Raw genomic sequence first — 26,314 nt, forward strand, 5'->3', positions numbered from 1 at the left:
CATCTAGTTCATCGATTATTTTAGAAATTTAATCCAATTCTAAACTTAAGCATATTAGTTTTTTTACTTCTTTTCTCAAATTATATCATTGAACTTCAACTGTGTATTTCCCACTTGTAATTTTAAAAAAAATGACATTGAAGAAGAGCAGTTCCTAAAACATCTCAAAGAGAATCATAATGATGAGATGATAGAGATTTCAAAAAAAGAGAACATGTCAATAAATGCAGTAGAGATGATAACCATATCAAACTCCAAAGTATTCATCAATTCTGGCTAATCCTAATCTACTCTAATCCTTTTTCAAGCTTTATCTTTCTGATTACTTCTTGTACTAGTTGCTCATCTTTTATTACTAGTTCTTGTAGTTTTTTCTTATATTCTTCATCGCCCCACTTATCAAGCCTAAACATCTCTTTGACCAGATTTACAATATCTGATTTATTTTTCTGATGATCTCTTTTTGCAATATCTGCACCTTCCATGAATTTTCTAAAATAATTTTAAACTTAAGCGTTTACTGTTTTTGCTGCTCTATCTCGTTTACAGAAACTACAATATTCTTCTTTTGAATTGCTATTAATTGGAGTAAGACAATCATGACAATACTTCATACCTATTAAAATTGAACCAAGTATATTAGGAAACTATTGGAGAATCTAGTCTACTCATGTGGATACAACCATTGTTTTTTAAAAATAATCAAAACAATTCAAAAACATTAATCCGATTGTATGCTGATTTCACAGATTTTGATTCTTTTGATGACTAGTTACCACTATTAGGAATTGAAGATCATTGTTAAATATCATTTTAACATAATAGATATAACGAGAAAGCCGTTGTTTTGCGTAGTAAAATGATGGTATGGAAAACACCTCATGTTAGAGAAAACGTCCTAGAGTCATGTTTTCCATGTGTCTCGTTATAAAAAAATAAAAATACTATTGTTACCAATCATTATCATGACTAAAAGTATCAGCTGTGCAGACGCAGGCAAGGATTGTGGTTGGTCTGCTACGGCAAATACGGAAGATGAATTACTTGCCAAAGTTACAGAGCATGTCAAGGCAGATCACAAAGAGATTGAACTAAATGATAAGAATATCTCAAACATCAAATCCCTGATAAAAGAAATTTAATATCTTTTTTTATTGTATATAAAATTAATTCATTTCATTTTACATTTGTCACATTAATAGAAATATTTTAAATGAATTTTTAGAATCTAATCATATCGACTTAAATTTCATTTTGCCATATAATGTATGACGAGGCGCTATCATACCAACTAAATCAAAGAATTGTTTTGAGGAAGTTGACAGATAGATAGGAAAACACGAAGAAAGATGGAAACATCTAACGATTCGTTTCATAGTTTTCCACTATACCTCGTCTCCTAATTCGTTTATACACCAAAGGATTGGGATTTTTTTTCACATTTAGGACATCTAAGACCTCGAGTCTCAGTACCACATCTTTTGCAAAACGAATCAATGCCTACAACCTCTCTAGAACCTGTTCTTTTTGCCTTTACAATAAGTATAGCAACAATTAGTATTCCTACTGCTATTCCAATCCATAAAAGTACCATGTGGATTAACTACGACTCCATTGTATATAGACTATCGATGATCTGGGCTTAAATACAATTTTTGCAATACGGCTCATGGGAAATTTCATCGATAAATTCCTTGACTTTATTACATCTCTTTTAGGATAATCACAATTATCCAAATTTCCTTTTTTATTTTCTACGTCTTTTAGGATTCTTTTCATAGAACTTTTCTATGTTTTCAATCCATTGTTTTGATTCTGAAAGTCTAGAGCGAGCATGTGGTCTTTTACCATTTCTTGATAGAACATCACTATTATCCTCATAGAATCTATCAATCTCATTTACTAGGACATCTAAAAATTCTGAAGCATCTTTTGCCTCTTGGCTCTTTGGATCTCTGTGTCTGATTATTGAATTTGCCAGCGTATCAACTTTAGCAACTTTTAGTCTGAATTCACTTAGGACTCTGTGCTCAAAAGAAATCATAATCTAAATCCATTGAATCCACTAATGTATGTTCATATTGATTTCTCACAGAAATATCTAAATCACAACTATTCTTCAAGTAATTAACTTGGAATTACCTCGAGGAATGAAGGACTTTGAAGAGCAAGAGAATGCAAACATTGAGCATATACGATACCACTTTAAGAAACTATCAAATCTGTATGGTTTCTCATTTATGGATCCATCCCCAATTGAATTGCTTTCAGTTCTGGAAACAAAGTCTGGTCCTGCAATCAAAGATGAGATTTATTATTTCAAAGACAAAGGAGACAGAGAAGTTGCACTGCGATTTGATTTTACAGTTGGACTAACAAGATACATCTCATCACAAAAATCAATTAAGCTTCCTGCAAAGATTTCTAGTTTTGGAGGTGTATTTAGATACGATGAACCACAAAAGGGCAGATATCGATACTTTCACCAATGGGATATAGAAGTCTATGGCAAGGCAAATCTAGAATCAGAGGCCGAAATCATTGAATTAACATCTAGACTGTTTGATTCACTACTACTCAAAGATATCACAGTTGATATCAATCACAGAAATCTTGTAGAGTCTTATATCAACCAATTATTTGACTCAAAGGATCCACAACTGGTAGGGGATATTCTAAGGGCAGTAGATAAGATTGCAAAAAAATCAAAACAAGAAATCATTGAGGAATTTAAAGACAGATACGATACTGAAAAACTCGAAAAGATTCTAGAGTTCTCGCAAATCAAAGGAACAATAGCAGAAGTTGAAAAACAATTTGACACATCAACACTTGCATCTTGGGATGATCTAAAGAAATTATTTGAATCCCTTGAGAATAGAGGAGTATCAAATATTAGAATTAATTTTGGAATTGTAAGAGGATTAGATTACTATTCTGGAATGGTCTTTGAAGTTTTTGATAAAAATTCTACACTTGGTGCACTTGCAGGTGGGGGTCGTTATGATTCGCTGACCAAAGCATTTGGTAGAGAAGACTTGGGAGCTGCTGGCGTTGCAGGTGGTGTTGAAAGAATAATTCTTACAATGCAAGAGCAAAAAATTCTTGCAGAAGCAAAACCAAACAGAGTTGCAGTACTTTACATAAATGATGAAATGCAAAAAGTTGCAATGTCTATCGCATCACTGTTAAGACTAAACAACATTCCAACTGATATTGATTTAGCAGGACGTAATCTAAAAAAACAGATGGATATTGCAAACAATGCAAGAATCTCAATTATTGTTGGACCACAAGAGCTTGAAGAAGGAAATGTTGTGATGCGAGATATGCAAAATGGAACTGAAGGAACTATTTCACTTGAAAAACTAACCGAAGATCCAAACTCTGTTCTTAATTTAGAAAAGCTCTAGTTAGCATCATAATCTCAGGGCCAGTAGTTAATGATCCAACTACTACGCTGTGATTATTTACCAAAATTCCAGATGTGACATATGGAACTCCGTTATTAATTGAACACTGCTCTATTTTTACGCCTAAAAGATTGGCAAATGTCTTCATATCTTCCTCATCAGCTTCTGGATGAATTGCAGCACCTGAATTGTTGGCAACCATTACTACTCCTGTCTGATTATAACCTGCAATCTTTTTCTGAATGACTTCCACTCCCAAAACATCTCTAACGGTTTGACAGTCCTGTGGTGATAACCAAGGTGACACTACTGCTCCTTTGTCATTTGCACAAATAATGTTTCCAAGTGCAGATAGTTTAGAATCTAAAACTCCAACCTCTAAATCCGTTTCTTGTTTTAGAATTTCATATTCATTTTCGTATGCTGTCTTTGGAAGTAAGATTCCTTTGTTGTTCATTACAGATAGTGCACCAATCAATCTAGTGTTTGCCATTGATGTGTAAATATAATCAACTTCAAGATATTTTGAAAGTTTTTCAGCTTTGGTTTTTGCAAAACCCATTGGAAGTAAAACTACGCTATCGTTTACACTAAGGTATACTCCTAGGTTTGGACCTCTATACACGTCATACTTGAAAATATCCATATCCACCAATTTGATCCTTGATCGTTATGAACGTAAGGAAATTACTCATTCCTATTTGATTCAAAAAACTACTTTATTCGTATTCTATTCTATCTATCTTTAAATAAAGTCTGAGAGAAAGTGTAATCATGCCAATAGCAGAAAATTTCCCAGAAGGTCTAAAACCAATTGGGAAAATTATGAATGCCGATGGACAATTCCATTTTATGTGGGGTCCAGGCAAAAAGACAAACACAGATGGCTCACCAGCCGAAGTGTTTGCAGATGCTGATGTTGTAGCTGCATATGCTGCAAGAGGTGAAGAACAAGTTCCTCTTGGTGTAAGTGGTACAATGGTTGCAGTTGACTGGGATTCTTGTGTTGCAGACGGTGCATGCATTGAGGCTTGTCCTGTACAAGTTTTTCAATGGTATAGAACCGAAAAAGATATTCCGGCAAAAGATGTTGTTGGTCAAACTTTTGAAGGTACAGGAAGCTCAGTAAAAGATGAACGAAAAGATCTTACAGACAAAGCAGATCCAATCAGAGAACATGATTGTATTTGGTGTATGGCATGTGTTTCTGTTTGTCCTCCACAAGCAATCAAGGTAGATCAATCAAACTTGGAAGCTCATGAAAAAGCAGCTGGAACTTACACAAAGATGGAAGCTGGTTCTGAGAATCCTCACGCACACGATTAGAAAATTATTTTCTTTTCTTTATTTATTGCAAATTTTTTTGTTCCCAAATCAACGATCTATTTTGTTTAGTCGTGACTAATTTTGTTTAGCTTTAAATATTATTTGAAACTAGTTCCAACATGCCAATAGATGAGAAATTTGTTGAAAATCTAGAAGTTGTTGGAAAAACAAGCCACAGTGACGGTGAAAATAAACACTTTATCTGGGGTAAAGGCAGAACCGATGGTAATGCATTTTCAAATGCTGAAGTAAAAGCAGCATATGAGGCACGCGGTGAAGAACAAGTTCCACTTGGAATTCACGGAACAACTGTCGCAGTAGACTGGGATGATTGTACCGCACAAGGTTCTTGCATGAGTGTTTGTCCAGTACAAACTTTCCAATGGTATAGAACAGAAAAAGACATTCCAGCAGCAGACTGCTTGAATGCAACTTTTGATGGAACTGGAAAGACTGAACAAGACGAACGTCTAGATTATACAGATAAGTCACAACCAATTAGAGAACACGATTGTACACAATGTATGGCTTGCCAAGAGGCATGTCCTGAAAAGGCAATCTTGATTGAACCATCTTACTTAGAGTACCACGAAAAAGCAGATGGTAGCTATGTAAAAATGGAATCTGGTTCTGCAAATCCACACGCACACGATTAAAGAAATTTTTTCTTTTTTCTTCTTTTTAATTTTTTATTTAGGGAATCCTCAACAAATTTTAATCAGTTATCTTCAACAATTTTCGCAGAGGTCGCCTAGCTCGGTAGGGCGCGGGCCTTGAGAGCCTGTGTGCGCAAGCATACGGGGGTTCAAATCCCTCTCTCTGCGCTTTTACTTTTCTATTCTTGCTAATTCTGCTAACATTGCAGATAGTTGAATTTCTGAATTTGCTCCAACTAAAATTCTATAATCATATTTTGCAATTATTTCTAAAATATCAGCTAGTTTTTCATGCTTTGATTTGAAAACTGCAGAATTGATGTATTTGAGAAAATCTGATTCTGACATTCCATATACTTTGATTAGTTCTATCATCTTCTCTCTTGCTTCTGGAACTTTTCCAGCTAGTGCTATCTTTAGAACTTCATCAACATCGCTAGTTTTTGTAAGCCCAGCTGATGCTTTGACATGCTCTTCTGTGATAGCACCAAGACTTGCAGTTGCTTGCAATAAATTAATGGCATGTCTCAAATCTCCTTCTGAATAATCATAAATTGCCTTCAATCCCTTTTTATCTGACTTTACTTTCTCTTTTTTTGCAATCTCTTCTAGTCTGGTAATGACATCCTCTTGAGGAATTGATGTAAATTTGAAGGTTGCACACCTACTCTGAATAGGATCTATTATTTTTGAGATATTGTTTGCAATTAAAATAAATCTGCAAATCTTTGCAGTGTCTTCAATAATTCTTCTTAATGCAGTCTGCGCGTCTGCAGTCATCTCGTCGGCTTCATCTAAAATTATAATCTTAAATGGAACATCACCCATTCCTGCAAATCTTGAAAATTTCTTTACTTTTTCTCTGACCATTCCGATTCCCCTCTCATCAGATGCATTTAGCTCAAGTGTGTAGTCCTTGGCATTCTCACCAAGAATCTGCCTTGAAATACACATTGCTGCAGTTGTCTTTCCAACTCCTGCAGATCCTGAAAACATAAGATGAGGCATATCTGTTGGATCTTTTATCAAAGATTCTAAACTTCCAATAATTTCTGTTTGATTAACGATCTCAGAAAGTTTTGTTGGTCGATACTTTTCTACCCACATACCTGTTACAGACATGAGTACCTAAGGCTCAATCCCCATTAATAAATCCGAATTGGTTATTGTGCAATACCTAGTAGTACATAACAGAAATTATCGTAATCTTATTAGCGATCAGCCTGAAATTAATTAGGATCAATTGATCTCACTAAATGGTTAACAGAATTGATCGATCCGATACTTGTGGATCTAATGAAAAAAAGTGATCTCGAATGGAAATTGACAAAGTAGAAAAAGTGCATTCTATAGGATACCGTCTAAAGGATGCTAAAGTCACCTTAAAACAAGATATCAAATTCAATGTTGCTGGAGTCAAGACTGAAGGTACGCAAGGTGAGGTAAATAATGTGCCTCAATATGTCGGAAAAATTTTAGCTGATAATGATTTAGGAATTTTGGATTCGCCTGATATGGTTACAGAACTAAAACAGGCATTATCAAAAGAGAAGATGGTTGGAGAATATCAAATCTCAACACTTGATCCACATTTTTACATTAAACTAAAAGAGTCAATCAGAGAATTAGAGGGAAATGATTTTGATAAAGTAGAAAGCATGATGCTAGAATTATTTAGAATGAGAAGAGGAAAACTGGTAAAACTTGCAGACTCTATCAAACTAAATTCAGAATTATATAACAAACTAACAGTTGAAGAAGTAATTTTCTACAAAACGATTTATGAAAACAGTGTGGAGTTTGAAAAACAAATTAGAGGAGATCTAAATGAGTAACGCTCAAACAAGTACATTTACAGATTCAGCATTATCTGATAGAGTAAAGGATTTTCTAACTAGATTCAAAAACAAAGAAGGCGTCTACAAATATGTAGAAGCAATCGATGAGATGATGCCCAAGAATACCAAATTCATTAACGTTGATTACAATGACTTGGTAGTAGAACCAGAAATTACAGTAATATTTGCTCAGAATCCAGATAGAATCTTTGATGCATTTGCTAGAGCAATCAAGGAAGCACTCCAAACAAGGTTTCCTGATTATGCAGAGAAAATAAAAGATGAAGTAAGAGTCAGATTAGTTAATTTTCCATTAGAACGAAGTCTCAGACAAATCAATGCCGAAACAATTGGACATCTTACAAGTGTTTCAGGAATGGTTGTTAGAGCTTCAGAAGTAAAACCGCTTGCAAAAGAGCTTGTCTTTGTATGTCCTGATGAACATCCAACTAAAGTAATTCAACTAAAAGGTATGGATGTAAAAATTCCAGTTGTATGTGATAATCCAAATTGTAAACATAGAGACTTTGAGCTAAAACCAGAAGCTAGTAAGTTTATTGATTTTCAAATTCTAAGATTGCAAGAATTGCCTGAGGATTTGCCTCCAGGACAATTACCTCATTATATTGATGTCACAATTAGGCAGGATTTAGTAGATAATGCAAGGCCAGGAGATAGAATTATTCTTACTGGTATTGTAAGAATTGAGCAAGAATCAGTTGCTGGAATTCAGAGAGGCCATAGTGGATTATACCGATTAAGAATTGAAGGAAATAATATTGAATTTTTGGGTGGACGTGGAAACAAGTCTGATAGAAAAATTGAGAGGGAAGAAATTTCTCCTGATGAAGAAAAGATGATCAAAGCATTAGCTCAGACCTCAGATGTTTATCAGAGATTAATTGATTCATTTGCACCACATATTCAGGGTCAATCATTAATCAAAGAAGCTATCTTGTTACTAATTGTAGGTTCAAACCAAAGATTGCTTGGTGATGGGAGTAAGATTAGAGGAGACATCAATGTCTTTCTAGTTGGAGATCCTGGTACTGCAAAAAGTGAAATGCTAAAGTTTTGTGCAAGAATTGCACCAAGAGGTTTGTATACATCTGGTAGAGGTTCTACTGCTGCAGGTTTGACTGCTGCTGTAGTTAGAGATAAAACTGGAATAATGATGCTCGAAGCTGGCGCTGTTGTTTTAGGTGATCAAGGACTAGTCAGTATAGACGAATTTGACAAGATGAAACCTGAAGACAGAAGTGCATTACACGAAGTTATGGAACAACAGTCTGCAAGTATTGCAAAAGGTGGAATTGTTGCAACACTTAATGCTAGAACATCCATCTTGGCTGCTGCAAACCCCATGTACGGAAAATATGATCCATTCAAAAATATTACAGAAAATGTAAACTTGCCAATCCCATTACTTACAAGATTTGACTTGATATTTGTTGTAAGAGATATTCCAACTAAAGAAAAAGATGAAAAGATTGCAAGACACATCATTCAATTACACACCCCGCAAGGAACTGACAAACGTTCTGTAATTGATGTTGATTTACTTACAAAATATCTTGCATATGCAAAACGTTCAGCTCCAGATTTAACAAAAGAAGCAGAAGAGAAAATTCTATCTTATTATCTTCAGATGAGAAACGTAGAATCTGAAGAAATGATTACAGTTACGCCTAGACAATTAGAGGGAATCATCAGATTATCTACTGCTAGAGCAAGATTGCTCATGAAAGACAAGGTAGAAGAGGAAGACGCAGATCGTGCCATTTTCCTAATTGAGAGTATGCTCCAGGATGCTGGCGTTGATGTTAATACTGGTAAAGTCGATCTTGGAGTTCTCCAAGGAAGACCAAGAAGTGAAGTATCAAAGATGCAACTATTCATGGATATACTCAAAGGACTAGAAGGAGACAACAAAGTGCCAGTAGAAGAGAAGACATTTGTCAAAGAACTAGAAAAGAGCGAGAAATTCACTGAAGAAGAGGCAAGAAATTACATTAGAAGAATGCTCAGAGAAGCATCTATTTATGAATCAAAACCCGGTCACTATAACCGAGTATGAAGATAGAGAAACTAAAACTTCCTGAATCAGCAATTGAATTTCTAAAATCTCAAGGTTTTGAAAAACTATATCCACCACAAGAAGATAGTGTAAAGTCTGGATTATTAGATGGAAAAAGCATTCTGGTTTCTGCACCAACTGCAAGTGGTAAGACACTCATTGCAATGATTGGCATTCTTAATTATCTGTCAAAGAATACTGGTAAAGTAATCTACCTTAGTCCCTTGCGAGCATTAGCTGCTGAAAAGTTTTCAGAATTTAAAAAATTAGAAAAAGTCACACTAGGAAAAAAAATCAAAGTAAGTATCTCTACAGGAGATTTTGAAAATATTGAAAAGAATCTGGAGAAAAGTGATGTCCTAGTTTTAACAAATGAAAAAATGGATTCAATTATTCGTCACGGAGCTGAATGGGTTGACGAGATTGGATTGGTGATTGCCGATGAAGTTCATTTGATTGGAGATGAAAGTCGAGGACCAACACTGGAGATGATATTAACACAACTAAAACTATTAGAATCAAAACCACAAATTGTTGGACTCTCTGCAACTATTACTAATTCTGATGAGCTTGCAGATTGGCTTGGATGCAAACTAGTCAAAAATGACTGGAGACCTGTTCCACTAACTGAAGGAGTATGTGATGGAGGCAAGGTAATAATGAATAATGGAAAATCTTTTGAAGTTGAGCGTAGTTTGTGTGGAACACCCATTGATTTAGGCGTGCAATCAGTAAAACAAGGGGGACAATCCCTAGTATTTGCTGAAACTAGAACTCGCTCAAAATCACTTGCAACGAAGGCAGCAGATATCATCTCTGAAATGCTACAGAAAAAAGAAATTACAGAATTAGAAAGAATATCAAAAAAAATTCTATCAGAGAATGAACATACTGAACTAGTCAAAACCTTAGCATTTTTGGTAAAAAAAGGAGTTGCATTTCATCATGCAGGACTCAATCAGAATTGCAGAGAAGCAGTAGAGACAGAATTTCGAAAAGGAACAATAAAACTATTATCATCTACCCCAACACTAGCTGCAGGAGTTAATCTTCCAGCAAGACGAGTAGTGATATCTAATATCAATAGGTATAATGCTAAAGTTGGTGCAAACAGACCAATTAGTATATTGGAATACAAACAACTCTGCGGTAGAGCAGGAAGACCTCAGTATGATGATTTTGGTGAATCAATAATTGTTGGAAATGGTAACGCTGAAGATCTAACTGATTACTACATTTATGGAGAACCAGAACCAATTATCTCAAAAATTACTGAAGACAAATCACTACGAACTCACATACTTGCTGTAATTGTGACTCATCCAGGAATTAAAAAAGAAGAAATTCTGGAATTTTTTATGCAGACACTTGGTGGTTTGCAATCACGAAAATTAACAATAAAGTTTGCCTTAGATATCTCTTTGAGATTTTTATCAAGTGAATTTTTGGTTGTAAAGAAAGGTGAGAGGTATGCTGCAACAGAGTTTGGCAAAAAGACATCGATGCTTTACATTGATCCTCTTACTGCAACTTATTTCAGAGATGCAATTGAAAATGTATCTCAAGACCGAACTCATACATTTGGATTTTTACATCTAATTACAAACTGTGAGGAATTTTTCCCAAAGTTTGGAATGCGTAACAAGGATTACGAAACTGCAAGTTTGGAAATTGAAAACCACAAATCTGAATTACTAGAGCCAATTTCAGAATATGATTGCTCTAGAAGTCTTTTGGCACTTCAAGCCTGGATTACTGAATCATCAGAGTTGAGCCTATCTGATAATCTGGGAATAGAGTCAGGCGACATGCATAGAATGGTTGAGAATGGAAACTGGTTATGTTATTGCCTCAGGGAGATTTCAAAGCACGTGGAGAGAGTAGATTTGCTTGAAGAACTGGATAATTTGGCAAAAAGAATTGTTTATGGAATTAGAGAGGAGTTACTTGAGCTTGTTAAAGTCAAGGGAATTGGTCGTGTTAGGGCCAGAACTCTCTACAAACACAATATTAAGAATTTAGATGATTTGGCAAAGATTCCTGTGAATAAATTAGCAGAGATAGATAAAATTGGTTCAACCCTTGCAGATAACATAAAGTCTGAATTACGAAAGGTAAGATATTGATTGACTTAATAGTTCCAGCAGTTGTTTCATGCATCATTGCATTTGTTGTTGTTTTTGCATTAACTCCGCCTCTGATAAAATTTCTAGAAAAAAGAAATCTTGCAGTCAAAGACATGAACAAAAAAGAAGAGGTCATGGTAGTTCGACCTGGTGGACCATCAATAATTATTGGAATCATTGCATCTGAGATTGTTATTTATGCATTTTTACAACTAAATGAAATACTTGCACTAGTTTTTACAACAACTGCTGCATTTGTAATTGGGTATGTAGATGATAGAAAAGTAATGGGAGGTTGGTTCAAACCAGTAGCATTAGCAGTTGCAGCAATTCCAATAATTACACTTGGTGCATATGATTCTAATTTGGCATTTCCGTTATTTGGAACTGTTCAAATTCCAGTATTGTATTTGGTCTTGATAATTTTTATGATTCCGATTACTGGTAATACTATTAACTCCATTGATGTTCTAAATGGTGTTGCAAGCGGCTTTATGGTAATTGCAAGCTTTTCTCTTTCTATCTGCTTATTCATTGTACAAAATTATGAAATTGCAATTGTTAGTTTGCCGTTGGGATTTGTATCATTGGCATTTTACAAATACCACAAAATTCCAAGTAAAATATTTCCTGGAGACTCTGGTGCACTAACCCTTGGTGCAATGTATGGTTCTATAGCAATTATTGGAGGTGTCGAAATCATTGCTGCAGTAGCATTATTACCTGCAATAATCAATTCATTTCTATTTCTTTCAAGTGTCAAGAGAATTGTTGAACACAGAGAGGTAAAAGGCAAGCCTGTAGATCATACTGATGATTTCAAATTACAGGCTACAACTGATAAAACTGCACCTGTAACTCTAGTGAGATTAATTCTTGCAGGAGGACCAATGTCGGAAAAACAAGTAGGGTTTGCAATCTTCAAGTTAGCAGTATTCTCAGGAGTTTTAGCAGTGATTACTGCGTTCATGATGGGAGTAAAGATATGAAGTTTGGTCTTTTTGGATTCTTGTTTATAATGTGGCTTTTGATACTTGCAGGTGGTGCAATTGTTGTGACAATTTTAGGACCAATCTCTGTTTCAGGTTATGGGGATCTTGATTGGTTTATCTCATCAGTAATTAAAGCAGTAATTGCAATCCTTCTAGTCGTTATTTGGATACTGATTTTATCAAAAGTAAAGAATTGGATTTTTAGAAAAGAGATTAACTCCTAGCTTTCTTTCCATTCTCTTTGTTTCTTGTCGTATTCTTCTCTTGTATATCTGATGGTAGCAGGTGAACCAATTACTACTGTATTCTCAGGAACATCTCTAGTAACTACTGCCCCCATTGCAACAACACTGTTCTTGCCTACTGTAACTCCTGCCTTGATTACTGCACGTGCACCAATAATTGCATTATCCTCAATTGTTACTCCTATCATTTTATCACACATTGGATAAGGATCGTTTGTTAATGCAGCTGCTGGTCCAATGAAAACATTTTTTCCAATTCTAGAAAGTGGTGGAATGTATGCTTGTCCTTCTATCTTTGTGTTTTCACCAATCTTTACATTATAATCAATGTGTGCAAGGGATCCTATCTTGACATTATTGCCAATCTCTACATCATCTCCAACATATGTAAAATGCCAGATCTGAACGTTTTGTCCAATTTTTGCTTTCTCAGAAATATAGTTAGTAACCATTATCTCACAAGTGCCATGGGTTTGCCTGTGTAATAATTTTTTCAGGAAGTTTGTCTTTGTTGTTTTTTAGAAATTCTATCTCTTGTTTTTTATCTCTTAGCTCATCAGGAAGCATAATTGGAATCTCTTCAATTATTGGATAAAATCTAGAACATTTTGGGCAAAATATTGCCCCTTCAGAAACTATGCTATCTTTTTGCTTTATCTCAAATAATTCCAAAGGGTGGGTTTTGTCAATTGGACAAGCCAAAATATCCATCATTGTTTTGTTCATTTTAGATCCAGATAGATTGGTATTCCTTTTTGACTAGATAAAAGTGCAGCTTCGGCAATCATAGTAACATTAACTGCCTGCTGAGATGTAACAATGTGTTCATTTTTTCCTTCAATAGCTCCAAGAAAACTTTTGATCTCCAATGATAGTGGTTCTTCTTTTTCATTTTGAACAGTTTGTGTATCATCATCTCTCTCAACAATAATTTCTTGTGTGATGAAATCTGATGAGATAATTGCATCAGTACAGACTGCATTGAATTTTCTTACTCTTTTTGGAGTTATCCAGTTTGATGAAATAATTGCTATTTTGTCATTTTTGTATCCTAGCATTATACTTGCAAAGTCTTCATGTTCATGCTTGATTTTTCCTGCTCTTGCAAATACGACATTTGGCATCTCATCAAATAGCCAATTAGCCGTATCAATATCATGAACTGAAGTATCATAAATTATTCCGACATCTTTGATATGAAGAGGCATTCTGTTTTCACGATGAAATTCAAGCATTACTAATTCGCCATATTTTTTTTCTCTGACTAGTTTTTTTACAACGTCAACTGCTGGATTGAATCTCTCAATATATCCACATGTTAGAATTACTTTATTTTTTTCTGCTAGTCTTACAAGTGCTTCACCATCTTCGGATTTGTATGTCATTGGTTTTTCTACAAAGACATGTTTTTTTGCTTGCAATAGTTTTGTTGCAATTTTTGCATGTGTTGATGTTGGAGTTACAACAAATGCTCCATCAAATTCTTCAGACTCTAGTAAATTATCTAATGAATCATAATGATTGACAGAATATTTTTCTCCATATTCCTTGCTTTTCTGAGAATCAGCATCACATACGGCAGTAAGTACACCTAATTGTGATAAAATTCTGGTGTGGTTTTTACCCCAACCACCGGTTCCAATTTGTACAATTTTCATCTAGTATACCTCAGTTAACCAATGAGAATAATCATTATTTTTGTTCATTACTATATCTGTATACTCTTGCATCATCTTTTTAGTAATATCCCCTGGTTTTCCATCTCCAATCTTCTTTGAATCTATTGAAATGATTGGAGTGATCTCTGCTGCAGTTCCTGTAAGAAAGATCTCATCTGAAATTGCTAATTCACTTCTTGTAACATCTCTTTCCACAACATCTAGATCCAAATCTCTTGCAATTCTAATTATTGCATCTCGTGTAATCCCCTCAAGTGCTGATGATGCTAATGATGGTGTTACTAGCTGACCATTTCTAACAATAAAAATATTCTCACCTGGTGCCTCACTTACATTTCCATTTTGATCAAGTAAGATTGCCTCGTCAAATCCATTTCTCTTTGCTTCCTGAGTTGCTATGATGGAATTGAGATAGTTGCCACCCATTTTGGCTTGTGGAGGTGTTGACATATCTGAAAATTTTCTCCATGATACCACCCCTGCTGTTATACCATTTTTGTTAAATAAATCTCCAAAAGGAAAAGTAAAGATTGCAACTCTTGTTGGAGCCTTTTCTGTTACATGAAGATTTATTCCATAATCGCCAATAAAATAAAATGGTCTTATGTAACATGATTTTTTTAAATTATTTTTCTTACAAATTCCAGTAATTGCATTTGTAATTTCCTTGTCTGTAAAGTTTAATGATATGTTATAAAACTGACCAGATCTTCTAAATCGCTTTACGTGTTCATCTAATCTGAATACATTAAGATTTTTTCCATTCCAATATGCTCTAATTCCTTCAAAGATCGATGTTCCGTAATGAATTGCATGTGTTGTAATTGGGACCTGAGCTTTTTCAGTTAGTACATACTTTCCATCAAACCAAACATATTTTGAGAGTGGAAGCTTCATAGAAAAATTCCAGCATGTGTGTATTAATTTATTTTCAATTCACTGTTTTAACTAGTCTTATCGAAAACCAATAATTATTTTGACCATCCTTCTTTAGGGAATTTCATTCCTGCAACCCTTGTAGTCAAATCCTCTGAATTTGCAAATTTCTCTATTGTTTTCCATTCATTTTGAATTATCTCGGCAATGCTTTCTGGAACGTCTTCTCTCCATGAAGTTTCCTTCCCAAGTGCAGCTTCATACAATTTCTCTTTAACTGCAGTAGCAGAGATTTTCCTTCTTTGCCCGACTTTTGGTTTTAATCGATAAATTCTTAACATTATTCCTTCAGCTTTATCCCCTGTGTATGAAAAATAATCCCCCTGAACCCCTCGTAGTACTTGCTTTCGCAGTTCCCATGATTTTGGTGCCAAAAGTGGTGGCATGTATTTTTTAAATGGAGCAAAGAATGCATAGTCTTCTGTAATTTGAATAGAATCTCCAAATATCGATTCTAACATTTTTTTTCTTGTTTGAAAATTAAACGGAAAACTTTTACTATTGATCTCAGTATCAGCATCCTTGAAAACCACAGGCATGACTTTAACAACATCTGCTTGTTTTTGCAAATCTAAAATTATTTCAACATGAGCTTTAGTTACAGGATTTAGATGTGCAAGATATAGTGCAGTAATCAATTAGATCCTCTAGATAAATCTCATATTTCAATGATTGATTCTTGAAAAATTCTAACCGTATGATTCGTATTTGACTTCAAAGCTTCCATCTTCACGTTTGTCATGTTCAGTGACAAAGCCTTTTGGATTCAAGAAGTCCATAACACCATCAATTGTTCCTTGCCATCCACAAACATAGAATATGGTATTTTCTTTGGTGATTTTATCTCCAATTAGTTCTTCTAGTGGTGACAAACCATTTTCTCTTGGTCTTAGGAACGTTTCAACTCTTCCTACCTGACCTGCCCATGATCTGTTAAACCATTCTTGAGGTCTACTAATTGCTGCTCTATATCTAAAGTTCCATTCTTCCTTTCCTCTTTTGATACTCTCATTTTCAAGATTGGTTAGCAAGTCTTTGTAGCTAAGCTCGTCAACATAACTGGCTCCATGTAGAACAATTATCTCCCGTTTATCTCCTGTATCATGGAGGTGTTGTGCAAAGCTTACAAATGGTGCAAGACCTGTACCTCCTCCAATACAAATAATTCTTCTGTTATCTTTTTGTCCATTAGGAAGTTCTTCATTAATTAATAAAGCACGCCCTGTTGGTTTTAACCAAAGTATCTCGTCACCTTCTTTTGCGTTAAACAATTGTGTTGTTAATCTTCCAGGAAGTGGTTTTCTTACCCATCTAATTACAAGTTCAATGTAATCTCTATTCTCTGGATGAGATGCAATAGAATAAGCTCTTCTTACAATCTTTCCACCTTCAGCGGGATTTGGTAATCCTAATGTGATGAATTGACCAGCTTGATATTCTGGAACTGGACCATCTTTAGGAACTATTCTGATAATAACTAAATCTTCTTTTAATAATTGAACATATGTCACTGTTGCCTTGTTATCTACTACCATAACGATTCAATCATATTTTTCACGGTTAAATATATTGTGTTAATTCTATTGTTGGATTACAATTTTACCGCTAAACGTTAATAACCAATTTGAAAAATGTTATTCAATCAGATTTCTGATTAATGGGCCGGTCGTCTAGCCTGGTAGGATAGGTGCATGGCATGCATCGGATCAAGGGTTCAAATCCCTTCCGGTCCACTATTTTTTCTTTATCTTCAAGAGTAGTTTTTCAATTTCAAGATCGTTCTCAGTATTGATCTCTCTGATTTTCTCATCAGACAATGAAACATTTAGATTAATTATTGATTGCAAGGCACTCTTTCTAACTTCTAAATTGGAATCAGATAGTGATTTTAGAAAAATTTCTTGAGCTTCCTGTGCTCTAAGATGACCAAGTGCACCAATTACACATGATCTAACCATAGAACTTTCGTCGTTTGCAAGTTTAATTATTTCATGAATTGCAGACATTTCTTTTCTGTTTGCTAAAACAAGTACTGCGTATCCTCTGATATTTTTACTTGTAGATTTTAAACTATCGATTAAGAAATTTGAAATTTTATTTTTATTTAATACTAATGCACTAAATGCTTCTCCTCTTACCTGAATATCATCATCATTTAATTTTGAAATTATTTTTTCTAAAATTTCTGGATTGTCAACTGTATCTAATCTTTCTAAAATTTTGATTTTCTCTTTACTGTTATCTGATTCTAGAATCTCCACTATGTTTTCCAACTTTGAATGAAATCGCTAATTCTTCTTAATAATGGTTAAAATTTTTCAAATTTTTTATCTGATTCGAAAAAAATCCTTTTAGCTTTAAATTATCCTTAAATAGCAATTTTCTCATGTCAAACGAAGCCAGAGACACCATATTCATTGGTAAGAAACCATTGATGGCATATGTTACATCAACATTAATTCAATTGGCAAACTTACCTGCCGTCAACATCAAAGCTAGGGGACTCAGCATAGGTCGTGCTGTCGATGTAGCTCAAATCATTGCACGAAAGACAGAAAATGCAGGATACTCTATCGGAAATATCAAAATTGGCTCAGAATCTTTAGAGTCACAAGATGGTAGAACCAGAAACGTTTCAACAATAGAAATTGAAGTAAAGAGAAACGCAGCATAACTGCACTTTACTTGAAATTTTTTCTTTTATTCTCGTTTAGAACTACCGTACTTCTTTTCCATTTTTCTGAACTTGGAAAGATCAACTAGTTCATTGAATTGATCAAAATTTACAACTTTTTGTTTTGATTTTTTAGTTGTACCTGTCTTCTTTAACTCCTTTAAGATTTCCATTGTTGCAAATGTATTTGCAAACAATACTGATAGTGGATAAAGAATAATATTGAATCCCATTTTGTGTAAGGTATCAGTTGAGCTTATTGGAGTTGCACCACCTTCTATCATATTAGCTACAAGTGGAGCTTTGATTGATTTTCCAATCTTTTTCATCTCATCAATTGATTTTGGAGCTTCAACAAATATCGCATCTGCACCTGTCTTTTTATTTTGTAAACCACGTTCAATAGCAGCATCTAATCCTTCTGTTGCTCTAGCATCTGTTCGTGCAACAACGATGAAATCTTTACTTTCTCTAGCATCAATTGCAGCTCCAAGCTTTTCAGTGTACTCTTCTTGTGAAATTACTTCTTTCCCACTCATATGACCACATCTCTTTGGCCATCTCTGATCTTCAAGAAAAATTCCTGATGCACCTGCTGTTTCTAATTCTTTTACAAGCTTCCAAACACTTAATGCATTACCATATCCCGTATCTGAATCAACAATTACTGGAACTGAAACTGCTCTACAAATTCTTCTTGCATTGTCTAGAGTCTCTGTTGCACCAATAAAACCATAGTCTGGCATTCCAAATAGAGTTGCAGATGTTCCATATCCTGTTTGAAACATTGCATCAAATCCAACCTTCTCTGCAATTTTAGCTCCAATTGCATCATAAACACCAGGAATAACAAGTGGCTTGTTTGATTTTAGCATACTACGTAAATTTTTCATGAATCTTCTCTTAATCTGAATTATTTATGATTTTAAAATCTGACTTATTGGGTAATACCCACATCTTTTGTTTCAGGATTAATTTTAGAACCAATTAAGATGATAATTGATCCAATGATTACATTAATTCCAAGCAATATGGGAATCAATTCAGCTCCTGCTTATAGCATTGCTATTGCAATTAGTGGTGCCCACGAACCAAAAATCAATCCACCGTTGTAAATAAAACCACTAGCACTGTTTCTTATTTCTGTTGGGAATCTCTCAGAAAGAAATACAGGAATTGGACCAAATCCTGTGGTTGCAATAATCATCAATACAACTGTATATGCTGCAAATGTTGCTAATAGTGAAAATGTTGGATCTTCTGCAGGAAAAAATAGTATACTGATTAATGGAGTTACTAATAACATCAAAACTAGATCATAACCATCTAGTGACCATCCAAGCCAAGATCCAAAAACTATGGCTTTTTGTTGCTTTGTTAATCCTGTCATAAGAATTTGTTAAAATACAAATAATTATTGCTTTTTGAAAATAATTAGTCTATTTTGATCTTTTTGCCTTTCTTGGTAGTATTATCATCAATTTTTTTGAGTTCCTCTTCTAGGAATTTCCTATACTTTTGAGTCTCCTCTTCAGTCATCTTTGTAACATTTGAGCTAAGAATTGATCCCATTGTGAATATTTTCTCTAGCAAATCAATTGCAACAAATCTTCCAACATTTCCTAATCTGAATAAAACCTCTAACTGTTTTTTTACAATATCATTTACCTTATCTACATCCTGTGCTGTTTCTGCACCTTTTTTTGTTAGTTGATACTTGCCATCCTTTGTCTCATCGATTAGCCCTTCATCTAGTAGTCTTCCCAATAATGGATAGATCAACCCAGGAGATGGTTTCCAAATTCCATTACTTTGCTCAATTGCATAATCGATAATCTCTTTTCCTGTGTGAGCTTTGTTTTTGAGCAATTCTAAGATGAAATATCTTGAGAATCCTCTAGGAACTGAACTTCCGACTCTCTGAAACCATTCAGATATCATCACTAGTGATATCACTAGTGATATATTTTAATTTTGTGATTTGAGGCTGAATTACTACATATTTAACTCACCCCTAGCAAGTTTGTCTGAAAAATGGTAGATTCTCTTGAATACGATCTGATTATTTGTGGTTCTGGGCTTGCTGGGTTAAGAGCAGCAATTGCTGCAGCAAAAAAAGGCCCTAACCTCAAAATTGGAATTGTATCCAAAGTCCAAGTTATGCGTTCGCACTCAGTATCAGCTGAGGGTGGTACTGCAGCAGTTCTCTTTGAAGATGAAGGCGATACTATAGAATCTCATATTTATGATACTGTAAAAGGAAGTGACTTTCTTGCAGACCAAGATGTAGCAGAAAGACTTTGTGTTGAGATGCCAAAAGAAATTCATCAACTTGATCATTGGGGAATGCCTTGGTCAAGACGAGATGATGGAAGAATTGATCAAAGAAATTTTGGTGGTTATAGTTTTCCTAGAGCAACTTATGCATCTGATAAAGTTGGCTTTTTTGAGATGCAAACATTGTATGATACATGTCAGAAGTTTGAAAATATTGAATATCTTAACGAGTGGTTTGCAACTGCAATTATTCATGATGGAAAACGATTCATGGGATTAACTGCGATTGAATTATCAACTGGAACATTTTACACAATCAAAGGCAAAGCGTTAATCATTGCAACAGGTGGAGCTGGAAGATTATACAGCTTTTCAACTTATGCATTATCATCAACACCGGATGGTTTGGATATGGGGCTACGAGCTGGAATGGCTCTCAAAGATATGGAGTTTGTACAATTCCATCCCACAGGAATTTTACCGTCTGGAATTTTAATTACAGAAGGTGCTCGTGGTGAAGGAGGTTATCTCTTAAACAACAAAGGCGAGAGATTTATGAAAAAATATGCAGCAGGGAAAATGGAATTAGCTCCAAGAGATATTGTATCAAGAGCTATCATGACAGAGATTCAAGAAGGTAATGGATTCAAACATGAAACAGGAGTTGATTGCATGAAACTTGATTTGAGACATTTAGGTGATGAAAAAATAAAAGAAAAGTTGGGTGGAATTAGAGAGATATCAATTAAGTTTTCAGGACTTGATCCTGCGACTGATTTGTTAGACATCAGACCAGTATGTCACTATATGATGGGAGGACTTCATACTGATATTGATGGGGCAACTGAAATCATGGGAGTTTGGGCAGCAGGTGAGGCTGCGTGCAATAGCGTTCATGGCTCAAACAGACTAGGTGCAAATTCAACTTCGGAATGCATAGTTTGGGGCAAAATTACAGGTGAATTAGCAGTAGAGTATATTCAAAAAGGAATTCCATCTAATCCATGGCCACATCATTTGGTTTCAGCTGAAGAGAAGAGAATCTATGATGGAATCTTTAGGGGAAATGGTGATGTTAATCCATATGAAATTAGACAGGAATTAACTGATACAATGACTGAGAAAGCATATGTGTATAGAAATGAAACTGATCTTGTTGCGGGTCTCAAAAGAATTCGTGAATTAAAGACAATGACATGGAAACATGTAGATGATAAAGCAAAAGAGTACAATACTAATTTTGCAAATGTAATGGAGCTTGATTCAATGTTCAGAGTTGCAGAAATTGTTTTGCTTGGAGCAATTAATAGAAAAGAATCACGTGGAGCACACTCTAGAACCGATTACACTAAACGTGATGATGCTAATTTCTTGCATCATACACTTGCTTACTATGATCCAACTGAGCCAATCATGAAAACATTTCCAGTAACAATTACTAAGTATCAGCCAGTGGAGAGGAAGTATTAGATGGATAACGAGAATAGACGAGAAGGAATATTTGGAATGGCCAATCCAGGTCGTTTTGGAATTGAACGTGTTGCATATTGGTTAATGAGATTGAGTGGTTTAGGATTATTAGCATATTTTGTAGCTCACATTTATGAAACTAGTACTATTTTACGTGGAAGAGCTGGATGGGATGATTTTCTAGCATTAACTCAAACCACTGAAGGACACATTGTTTTAGCAATTGTAATTGCAATGTGTGTATTTCACACTGTCAATGGAATTAGAGTGATGCTAGGACATGGTGGAGTTGGTGTTGGAAAACCAGCAAGACCTGATTATCCATATGATCCAGCATCACAAAATTACAGACACAAAATTGGAATCTACTCGGCTATTATTCTTGCAGCAATTGCAATGATGTATGGTCTGGCAGTTATGTTTGGTGAATGATATGAGAGAAAGCACAATAATGAAAATTCACTACGGGACTGCCTTAGCAGCCGTAGCCTTAGTGGCAGTGCATATTCTTATGCGTCTAACGCAGGGATTTGCAGAATCTCTTGAATTTGAGAGTGTTTTGGCAAATTACAAGTTCCTACCATATGCTCTAATGCTTGAATTAATTTTGATCTTACTTTCAATTCATGGTTTCAATGGACTTCGTGTAATTTTGCTTGAGCTAAAACAAGGACCAACTTATGAAAAAGCAGTATCGTATGGCTGCATTGCTGCAATGGTTGGATTAATAGCCTACGGCTCAAGAACAATTATTATGACTAACATGGGGATGGTTTAGAAATGGCACAAGTCTCTAGTATTGCAAACGAGCAAACCTCAACACCATTGTCTTCTCCAAAAACAATTCTTCTTAGAATCTCAAGGTATAATCCAGAACATGACGAATCAAGTAGATTCATGGAGTTTGATGTTCCATATCAGAGATGGACTACTGTCTTAGAAGCAATTCTTGAAGTCAAAAAGCACTTTGATCATTCAGTTGCGGTAAGATATTCTTGCAGACAAGCAACATGTGGATCTTGTGGAATGATAATTAATGGAAAACCAAGACTTGCATGCTTTACAAAAATTAGTGAACTAAATTCTGAAGTAGTTACAGTCGAACCAATGAATAACTTCCCAATTATTAGAGATTTAGCTGTAAAGTTTGAAAAATTATTTGAATCCCATCAAAAAATCAAACCATATCTAGTTAGAGATGACACTGAACTAGAAACAGATCAAAAAGAATTCTTACAATCTCCTGAAGAAGTTGAGCAGTACATCCAGTTTGCAAACTGCATCAAATGTGGCTTATGTAATTCTGCATGTCCTACCATGGCAACTGATTCGTCATTTGTTGGGCCACAAGCATTGGCTCAAGCCTATCGCTATGTTGCAGATAGCAGAGATAAGGGCAAAGATTCTAGATTAAAAATAATAGATGATTCTCACGGTATTTGGAGATGTCATTTTGCTGGATCTTGTAGTCAGGTATGTCCAAAAGGAGTTGATCCTGCTATGGGAATTCAACTACTTCGAGGATATTTACTAGGTTTTAGAAGTTAACCTACTTTTTTGGGTTTGGGCTATTGTTAACCTGATTGTTAATTTGTTCAGCCATAAAGTGATTTGAAACATTTACTTTAACATCATTTACACCATCTACTTTCAGTAGGTTGTCATGAATGTCTTGGCAAATTTTAAAACCAAATACTGCTGGACAAAATGGACTTGTTAGATGCAAATCGACTTTAACATCATTGTTGCTGATATCAACTTCATCAATTAATTCTAATTCCACAATTGATGTGTTAATTTCTGGATCCACAATCTTTGATAATTCATCGAAGATTTTTACTCGAAGCTGTTTGATATCTTGGCTCATGTGGGCAAAAGCGTCGATGCTATATATAACCATTATAGAACCATTGGTGATGTATCGGTCACGTCTTGATACTGATTTGAGTGATATCACTTTAGATTATGTTTCATCAATTAATGATGATTCTCAAATTGCACTTTATGATATTATTGGCAGTCAAGCTCACACATTGATGCTTCATCAACAAAATATTATTACAAAAAATGATGCAAAAAAAATTTTATCAGCACTAGAGAAATTGAAAAAACAAAAATTTGATAGCTCATCAGGTGCAGAAGATATTCATGAATTAATTGAATCACTTGTAATCAAAAATGTAGGTATGGCAAGCGGTGGGAAAATGCATACTGCAAGATCAAGAAATGATCAAGTTGTATTAGATATTCGAATGAAGATTCGAGACGACATTAACATCACTTGTAATTGCCTTCTAGATACTATCGAAGCTCTGGTTTCCGTGGCTAAAAATCACCAAAAAACCATCATGCCTTTGTATACTCATCTCCAACAAGCTCAAGCTGGACTGTTTTCTCATTATTTACTTGCACATGCAGATGTTTTATCTCGTGATTTTCAAAGACTTTACCAAACATATGATAGGGTTAATCAAAGTCCATTAGGAGCAGGACCTGTTGGTGGAACAAGTATTCCCATTAATCGAGATACAACTGCAAAACTTTTAGGCTTTGATTCACTAGTTGAAAATTCAATTGATGCAACAAGTACACGTGATTTTGTAGCAGAATACGTATCTGTAATTGCGATTTTGATGACTAATCTAAGTAAGATAGCAGAAGACTTTGTAATATGGTCTACTTCAGAATTTTCCTTTATTGAACTTGCAGATGAATTTACATCACCATCAAGTGTAATGCCACAAAAGAAAAATCCAGACATTTTAGAATTAACTCGAGGAAAAACTGCTGAAATTATTGGAACACTTACTGCAATACTAACTACCATCAAAGGTTTAGCTTCAGGTTATGGAAGAGATCTACAACAAATCAAATCTTCAATCTGGTCTACTTCAAAAACATCTATTAGTGCATTACTGATTTTAAAATCGCTTTTACTAACACTAAAAGTAAATGAAAAGCAAATGAAAAAAGTTACAGAATCTAGTAATTTAATTGCACTAGACATTGCTGAAAAATTAGTTCAAGAAGGAATTCCATTTAGAGTGACTCATAAAATTTCAGGAATTTTAGTTCAACTAGCACATCAATCAAAAAAACCGATCTCAAAACTAACATCTGTAGATATAAAAAAATCAGTAAGTGGCACAAATGTAGATCCTAAATTAGTCTCAAAAATTATCGGTACGACTACTGTGATATCTTCTCTAAAAGATAGAAATTCTCTTGGATCCTCAGGCTATGATGAGCAAAAAAGAATGATTTCCGATAGAACCCAAATGATAAACAACTATAGAATCGATGTGTCTTCAAGAGAAAATAAAATTAATTCATCAATTGATGAAATGACAAAACAAATTCAGAAGATCATAAAATAGTTAATAAAAAGAGCAGCGGGTCTAGTGGGATTCGGACCCACGACAACCGGATTAAAAGTCCGGTGCGCTACCTGGCTGCGCCATAGACCCCTGATGAAAAATGCTTTTCGTGTATAATTTAGTCTTTTACAAAATTTTTTGTTGTGACAGAAACTTTTAATCTGGCAATTTGATTCAAACAACTTGTGCCCTTGTAGTATAGCCCGGTCTAGAATTCGGCCCTGTCACGGCTGAGACGCGTGTTCAAATCCCGCCGAGGGCGCCATTATTTCTTAATTATTTCATTGAAAATGATTTTTTAACCGATCATACATGATAGATTTCGTTGTTACTGAAATTGAAATTATGATATAATTTCTTACAAGAATATTAAAATTCAGGCAATTTTAGTAAAAATTGATGTCTGAGGAGAAAAAAGAATCTGAAATTAAATCAGAAGACAAATCAGCATCAGAAAAAGTTACTGCACAAGAAAATGCAGACGTCAAAGTTAAAGCTGCAGAAGAAGCAAAGGCTGTTGTAGAAGAAAAAACAATAGAAACAACAGAAGCAGCTGAAGAAGCAGCAGAAAAAACTAAAGCTGCTGAAAAGGCCGCAGAGTCTACCAAAGCTGCAGATGAAGCAAAAATTGCTGCTGAAGCTGCAGCCAAAGCAATGGCTGCAGCAAAGGCCGCTGAAGAAGCAGAAGCTGCCGCAAAAGAAGCAATTGCAAAGGCACAAGCAGCAAAGGAAGCCGCAGAGAAAGCAGCTGAAGAAGAATACAAGGCAATTACCGCTGAGGTTAAGGCAGATACAGCAAAACCTGTTGAATATACGTTTAAGCGACAAGGCGAAGAGATCTTCCGTCGTGATATGGGTGAGCCAGAATTTTTCTTAGATAAAAAAGATAGATTTCCACGTCCCATACTATCACAAGAACAGCAAGAATCACTTACAAGAAAAGCAGAAATTCCACAGGATCAAACCCCAAAATATAATCCAGAACATGTTCTTAGTCCAGAATTTGGTGGTTTATCAAACTATGAACGTGGTGTTGATTCATTTTTAGCAGAAGCAAAAGCAACTCTTGCAAAATTAAAATCTGATCCTGAATCATCACTCAAACAAATTAGAGATGCAGAAAACGATATTAAATATTTAGAATCTATTCACGAAAATTATTTTATTGGCATGAATGTATTTAGAACAGCAAAAGGCGGACGAAGTAAACTAAAGGCATAATTGGTGA

Annotated in this window: 33 protein-coding genes and 4 tRNA genes; 20 read left to right on the forward strand and 17 right to left on the reverse strand. The window is 34.9% G+C overall.

From position 1 onward, the window contains the following. Positions 1-88 precede the first annotated feature (88 nt). Positions 89-280 (forward strand): hypothetical protein, encoded by a 192-nt coding sequence (locus tag K5790_RS07360; RefSeq protein ID WP_297593779.1) that lies wholly within the window; start codon positions 89-91, stop codon positions 278-280. A gap of 7 nt (positions 281-287) precedes the next feature. Here K5790_RS07360 and K5790_RS07365 read toward each other — a convergent pair whose 3' ends face one another. Next, a complete protein-coding gene (locus K5790_RS07365; RefSeq protein ID WP_297593780.1) occupies positions 288-485 on the reverse strand; it encodes a hypothetical protein in 198 nt (65 codons plus the stop codon). Between the two features lie 480 nt (positions 486-965). Here K5790_RS07365 and K5790_RS07370 point away from each other — a divergent pair, with 480 nt between their 5' ends. Next, positions 966-1,142, forward strand: a complete 177-nt coding sequence (locus tag K5790_RS07370) for a DUF1059 domain-containing protein (protein WP_297593781.1) — start codon at positions 966-968, stop codon at positions 1,140-1,142. A 266-nt stretch (positions 1,143-1,408) separates the two neighbouring features. On the opposite strand, the gene K5790_RS07375 is transcribed toward K5790_RS07370, so the two are convergent. Next, on the reverse strand, positions 1,409-1,594 hold the full coding sequence (locus K5790_RS07375) for a hypothetical protein (RefSeq protein WP_297593782.1): 186 nt from the start codon (positions 1,592-1,594) through the stop codon (positions 1,409-1,411). 153 nt (positions 1,595-1,747) lie between these two features. Then, a complete protein-coding gene (locus K5790_RS07380) occupies positions 1,748-2,044 on the reverse strand; it encodes a hypothetical protein (RefSeq protein ID WP_297593783.1) in 297 nt (98 codons plus the stop codon). 88 nt (positions 2,045-2,132) lie between these two features. Between K5790_RS07380 and hisS the strand changes: the two genes are divergently transcribed. Next, the gene (hisS, locus tag K5790_RS07385; protein WP_297593784.1) at positions 2,133-3,413 is read left to right on the forward strand and encodes a histidine--tRNA ligase; all 1,281 of its coding nucleotides are present in this window, start codon (positions 2,133-2,135) and stop codon (positions 3,411-3,413) included. Here hisS and K5790_RS07390 read toward each other — a convergent pair. Further along, a complete protein-coding gene (locus K5790_RS07390; protein ID WP_297593785.1) occupies positions 3,394-4,059 on the reverse strand; it encodes a translation initiation factor IF-6 in 666 nt (221 codons plus the stop codon). The two genes, hisS and K5790_RS07390, sit on opposite strands and share 20 nt — an antisense overlap. 128 nt (positions 4,060-4,187) lie before the next feature. On the opposite strand from K5790_RS07390, the gene K5790_RS07395 reads away from it, so the two are divergent. The 3 genes from K5790_RS07395 to K5790_RS07405 all read left to right on the forward strand — a co-directional run bounded on the left by K5790_RS07395 (position 4,188) and on the right by K5790_RS07405 (position 5,563). Then, the gene (locus K5790_RS07395) at positions 4,188-4,739 is read left to right on the forward strand and encodes a ferredoxin family protein (protein WP_297593786.1); all 552 of its coding nucleotides are present in this window, start codon (positions 4,188-4,190) and stop codon (positions 4,737-4,739) included. Positions 4,740-4,858: 119 nt separating this feature from the next. Next, positions 4,859-5,395, forward strand: coding sequence for a ferredoxin family protein (locus tag K5790_RS07400; protein ID WP_297593787.1), 537 nt, complete (start codon positions 4,859-4,861; stop codon positions 5,393-5,395). An 84-nt stretch (positions 5,396-5,479) separates the two neighbouring features. Beyond that, a tRNA-Ser gene (locus K5790_RS07405) sits at positions 5,480-5,563 on the forward strand. 3 nt (positions 5,564-5,566) lie between these two features. On the opposite strand, the gene K5790_RS07410 is transcribed toward K5790_RS07405, so the two are convergent. After that, a complete protein-coding gene (locus K5790_RS07410) occupies positions 5,567-6,517 on the reverse strand; it encodes a replication factor C small subunit (protein WP_297593788.1) in 951 nt (316 codons plus the stop codon). 194 nt (positions 6,518-6,711) lie between these two features. Between K5790_RS07410 and K5790_RS07415 the strand changes: the two genes are divergently transcribed. From K5790_RS07415 to K5790_RS07435, 5 genes are read left to right on the forward strand one after another with little or no spacing between them, the layout of a single operon-like run. After that, on the forward strand, positions 6,712-7,230 hold the full coding sequence (locus K5790_RS07415; RefSeq protein WP_297593789.1) for a DNA replication complex GINS family protein: 519 nt from the start codon (positions 6,712-6,714) through the stop codon (positions 7,228-7,230). After that, the gene (locus K5790_RS07420; protein WP_297593791.1) at positions 7,223-9,310 is read left to right on the forward strand and encodes a minichromosome maintenance protein MCM; all 2,088 of its coding nucleotides are present in this window, start codon (positions 7,223-7,225) and stop codon (positions 9,308-9,310) included. Before K5790_RS07415 ends, K5790_RS07420 begins: the two co-directional genes overlap by 8 nt. Continuing rightward, complete coding sequence (locus K5790_RS07425; RefSeq protein ID WP_297593793.1) at positions 9,307-11,436, forward strand: DEAD/DEAH box helicase; 2,130 nt, start codon at positions 9,307-9,309, stop codon at positions 11,434-11,436. Before K5790_RS07420 ends, K5790_RS07425 begins: the two co-directional genes overlap by 4 nt. Further along, on the forward strand, positions 11,433-12,425 hold the full coding sequence (locus K5790_RS07430) for a glycosyltransferase 4 family protein (protein ID WP_297593795.1): 993 nt from the start codon (positions 11,433-11,435) through the stop codon (positions 12,423-12,425). Before K5790_RS07425 ends, K5790_RS07430 begins: the two co-directional genes overlap by 4 nt. Continuing rightward, a complete protein-coding gene (locus tag K5790_RS07435; RefSeq protein ID WP_297593796.1) occupies positions 12,422-12,652 on the forward strand; it encodes a hypothetical protein in 231 nt (76 codons plus the stop codon). The genes K5790_RS07430 and K5790_RS07435 overlap by 4 nt, the downstream gene beginning before the upstream one ends. Here K5790_RS07435 and K5790_RS07440 read toward each other — a convergent pair. The 6 genes from K5790_RS07440 to K5790_RS07465 all read right to left on the reverse strand — a co-directional run bounded on the left by K5790_RS07440 (position 12,649) and on the right by K5790_RS07465 (position 16,823). Then, positions 12,649-13,125: an acyltransferase gene (locus tag K5790_RS07440; RefSeq protein ID WP_297593798.1), complete on the reverse strand. Its 477-nt coding sequence runs from the start codon at positions 13,123-13,125 to the stop codon at positions 12,649-12,651. The two genes, K5790_RS07435 and K5790_RS07440, sit on opposite strands and share 4 nt — an antisense overlap. Positions 13,126-13,129: 4 nt before the next feature. After that, positions 13,130-13,399 carry a Trm112 family protein gene (locus K5790_RS07445; protein WP_297593800.1) on the reverse strand — a complete coding sequence of 90 codons (270 nt, stop codon included), beginning with the start codon at positions 13,397-13,399 and terminating at the stop codon, positions 13,130-13,132. Continuing rightward, on the reverse strand, positions 13,396-14,331 hold the full coding sequence (locus K5790_RS07450) for a Gfo/Idh/MocA family oxidoreductase (protein WP_297593802.1): 936 nt from the start codon (positions 14,329-14,331) through the stop codon (positions 13,396-13,398). Before K5790_RS07450 ends, K5790_RS07445 begins: the two co-directional genes overlap by 4 nt. Continuing rightward, positions 14,332-15,249 carry a branched-chain amino acid transaminase gene (locus K5790_RS07455; RefSeq protein WP_297593804.1) on the reverse strand — a complete coding sequence of 306 codons (918 nt, stop codon included), beginning with the start codon at positions 15,247-15,249 and terminating at the stop codon, positions 14,332-14,334. It abuts the gene before it with no gap. Between the two features lie 74 nt (positions 15,250-15,323). Beyond that, positions 15,324-15,926: a hypothetical protein gene (locus K5790_RS07460; RefSeq protein ID WP_297593805.1), complete on the reverse strand. Its 603-nt coding sequence runs from the start codon at positions 15,924-15,926 to the stop codon at positions 15,324-15,326. Between the two features lie 51 nt (positions 15,927-15,977). Beyond that, entirely contained in the window at positions 15,978-16,823 is an 846-nt protein-coding gene (locus tag K5790_RS07465) for a ferredoxin--NADP reductase (RefSeq protein WP_297593806.1), read from the reverse strand. Between the two features lie 124 nt (positions 16,824-16,947). Between K5790_RS07465 and K5790_RS07470 the strand changes: the two genes are divergently transcribed. Then, positions 16,948-17,021 (forward strand) — tRNA-Ala (locus K5790_RS07470). Here K5790_RS07470 and K5790_RS07475 read toward each other — a convergent pair. Beyond that, the gene (locus K5790_RS07475) at positions 17,022-17,549 is read right to left on the reverse strand and encodes a HEAT repeat domain-containing protein (protein WP_297593807.1); all 528 of its coding nucleotides are present in this window, start codon (positions 17,547-17,549) and stop codon (positions 17,022-17,024) included. Between the two features lie 125 nt (positions 17,550-17,674). On the opposite strand from K5790_RS07475, the gene K5790_RS07480 reads away from it, so the two are divergent. Next, positions 17,675-17,962, forward strand: coding sequence for a DNA-binding protein (locus K5790_RS07480; protein WP_297593808.1), 288 nt, complete (start codon positions 17,675-17,677; stop codon positions 17,960-17,962). Positions 17,963-17,988: 26 nt separating this feature from the next. Here the strand turns inward: K5790_RS07480 and K5790_RS07485 are convergent, their stop codons facing one another. From K5790_RS07485 to K5790_RS07495, 3 genes are all read right to left on the reverse strand, one after another. Continuing rightward, the gene (locus tag K5790_RS07485) at positions 17,989-18,837 is read right to left on the reverse strand and encodes an oxaloacetate decarboxylase (protein WP_367182877.1); all 849 of its coding nucleotides are present in this window, start codon (positions 18,835-18,837) and stop codon (positions 17,989-17,991) included. 179 nt (positions 18,838-19,016) lie between these two features. Further along, entirely contained in the window at positions 19,017-19,352 is a 336-nt protein-coding gene (locus K5790_RS07490) for a hypothetical protein (RefSeq protein ID WP_297593812.1), read from the reverse strand. Positions 19,353-19,396: 44 nt separating this feature from the next. Beyond that, entirely contained in the window at positions 19,397-19,918 is a 522-nt protein-coding gene (locus tag K5790_RS07495) for a PadR family transcriptional regulator (RefSeq protein ID WP_297593814.1), read from the reverse strand. 78 nt (positions 19,919-19,996) lie between these two features. On the opposite strand from K5790_RS07495, the gene K5790_RS07500 reads away from it, so the two are divergent. Genes K5790_RS07500 through K5790_RS07515 form a run of 4 tightly spaced genes read left to right on the forward strand, consistent with a single transcriptional unit; the run spans position 19,997 to position 23,257 of the window. Next, entirely contained in the window at positions 19,997-21,709 is a 1,713-nt protein-coding gene (locus tag K5790_RS07500; RefSeq protein ID WP_297593816.1) for an FAD-binding protein, read from the forward strand. Next, positions 21,710-22,141 (forward strand): succinate dehydrogenase, encoded by a 432-nt coding sequence (locus tag K5790_RS07505; protein ID WP_297593818.1) that lies wholly within the window; start codon positions 21,710-21,712, stop codon positions 22,139-22,141. 1 nt (position 22,142) lies between these two features. Continuing rightward, positions 22,143-22,487 (forward strand): succinate dehydrogenase, encoded by a 345-nt coding sequence (locus tag K5790_RS07510; protein ID WP_297593820.1) that lies wholly within the window; start codon positions 22,143-22,145, stop codon positions 22,485-22,487. Positions 22,488-22,489: 2 nt separating this feature from the next. Next, positions 22,490-23,257 carry a succinate dehydrogenase/fumarate reductase iron-sulfur subunit gene (locus tag K5790_RS07515; protein ID WP_297593822.1) on the forward strand — a complete coding sequence of 256 codons (768 nt, stop codon included), beginning with the start codon at positions 22,490-22,492 and terminating at the stop codon, positions 23,255-23,257. 1 nt (position 23,258) lies between these two features. Here K5790_RS07515 and K5790_RS07520 read toward each other — a convergent pair whose 3' ends face one another. Beyond that, a complete protein-coding gene (locus K5790_RS07520; protein WP_297593824.1) occupies positions 23,259-23,576 on the reverse strand; it encodes an iron-sulfur cluster assembly protein in 318 nt (105 codons plus the stop codon). 49 nt (positions 23,577-23,625) lie between these two features. On the opposite strand from K5790_RS07520, the gene argH reads away from it, so the two are divergent. Beyond that, positions 23,626-25,086 (forward strand): argininosuccinate lyase, encoded by a 1,461-nt coding sequence (argH, locus tag K5790_RS07525; protein ID WP_367182878.1) that lies wholly within the window; start codon positions 23,626-23,628, stop codon positions 25,084-25,086. A gap of 16 nt (positions 25,087-25,102) precedes the next feature. Here the strand turns inward: argH and K5790_RS07530 are convergent. Beyond that, a tRNA-Lys gene (locus K5790_RS07530) sits at positions 25,103-25,176 on the reverse strand. 97 nt (positions 25,177-25,273) lie between these two features. Between K5790_RS07530 and K5790_RS07535 the strand changes: the two genes are divergently transcribed. Together K5790_RS07535 and K5790_RS07540 are read left to right on the forward strand one after the other, a co-directional pair. Beyond that, positions 25,274-25,351: transfer RNA gene (locus K5790_RS07535), tRNA-Asp, on the forward strand. Positions 25,352-25,485: 134 nt separating this feature from the next. Continuing rightward, entirely contained in the window at positions 25,486-26,307 is an 822-nt protein-coding gene (locus K5790_RS07540) for a hypothetical protein (RefSeq protein WP_297593827.1), read from the forward strand. Positions 26,308-26,314 lie beyond the last annotated feature (7 nt).

It is taken from the genome of Nitrosopumilus sp. (assembly GCF_025698945.1).
In the GTDB taxonomy this organism is placed as follows: Archaea; Thermoproteota; Nitrososphaeria; order Nitrososphaerales; family Nitrosopumilaceae; genus Nitrosopumilus.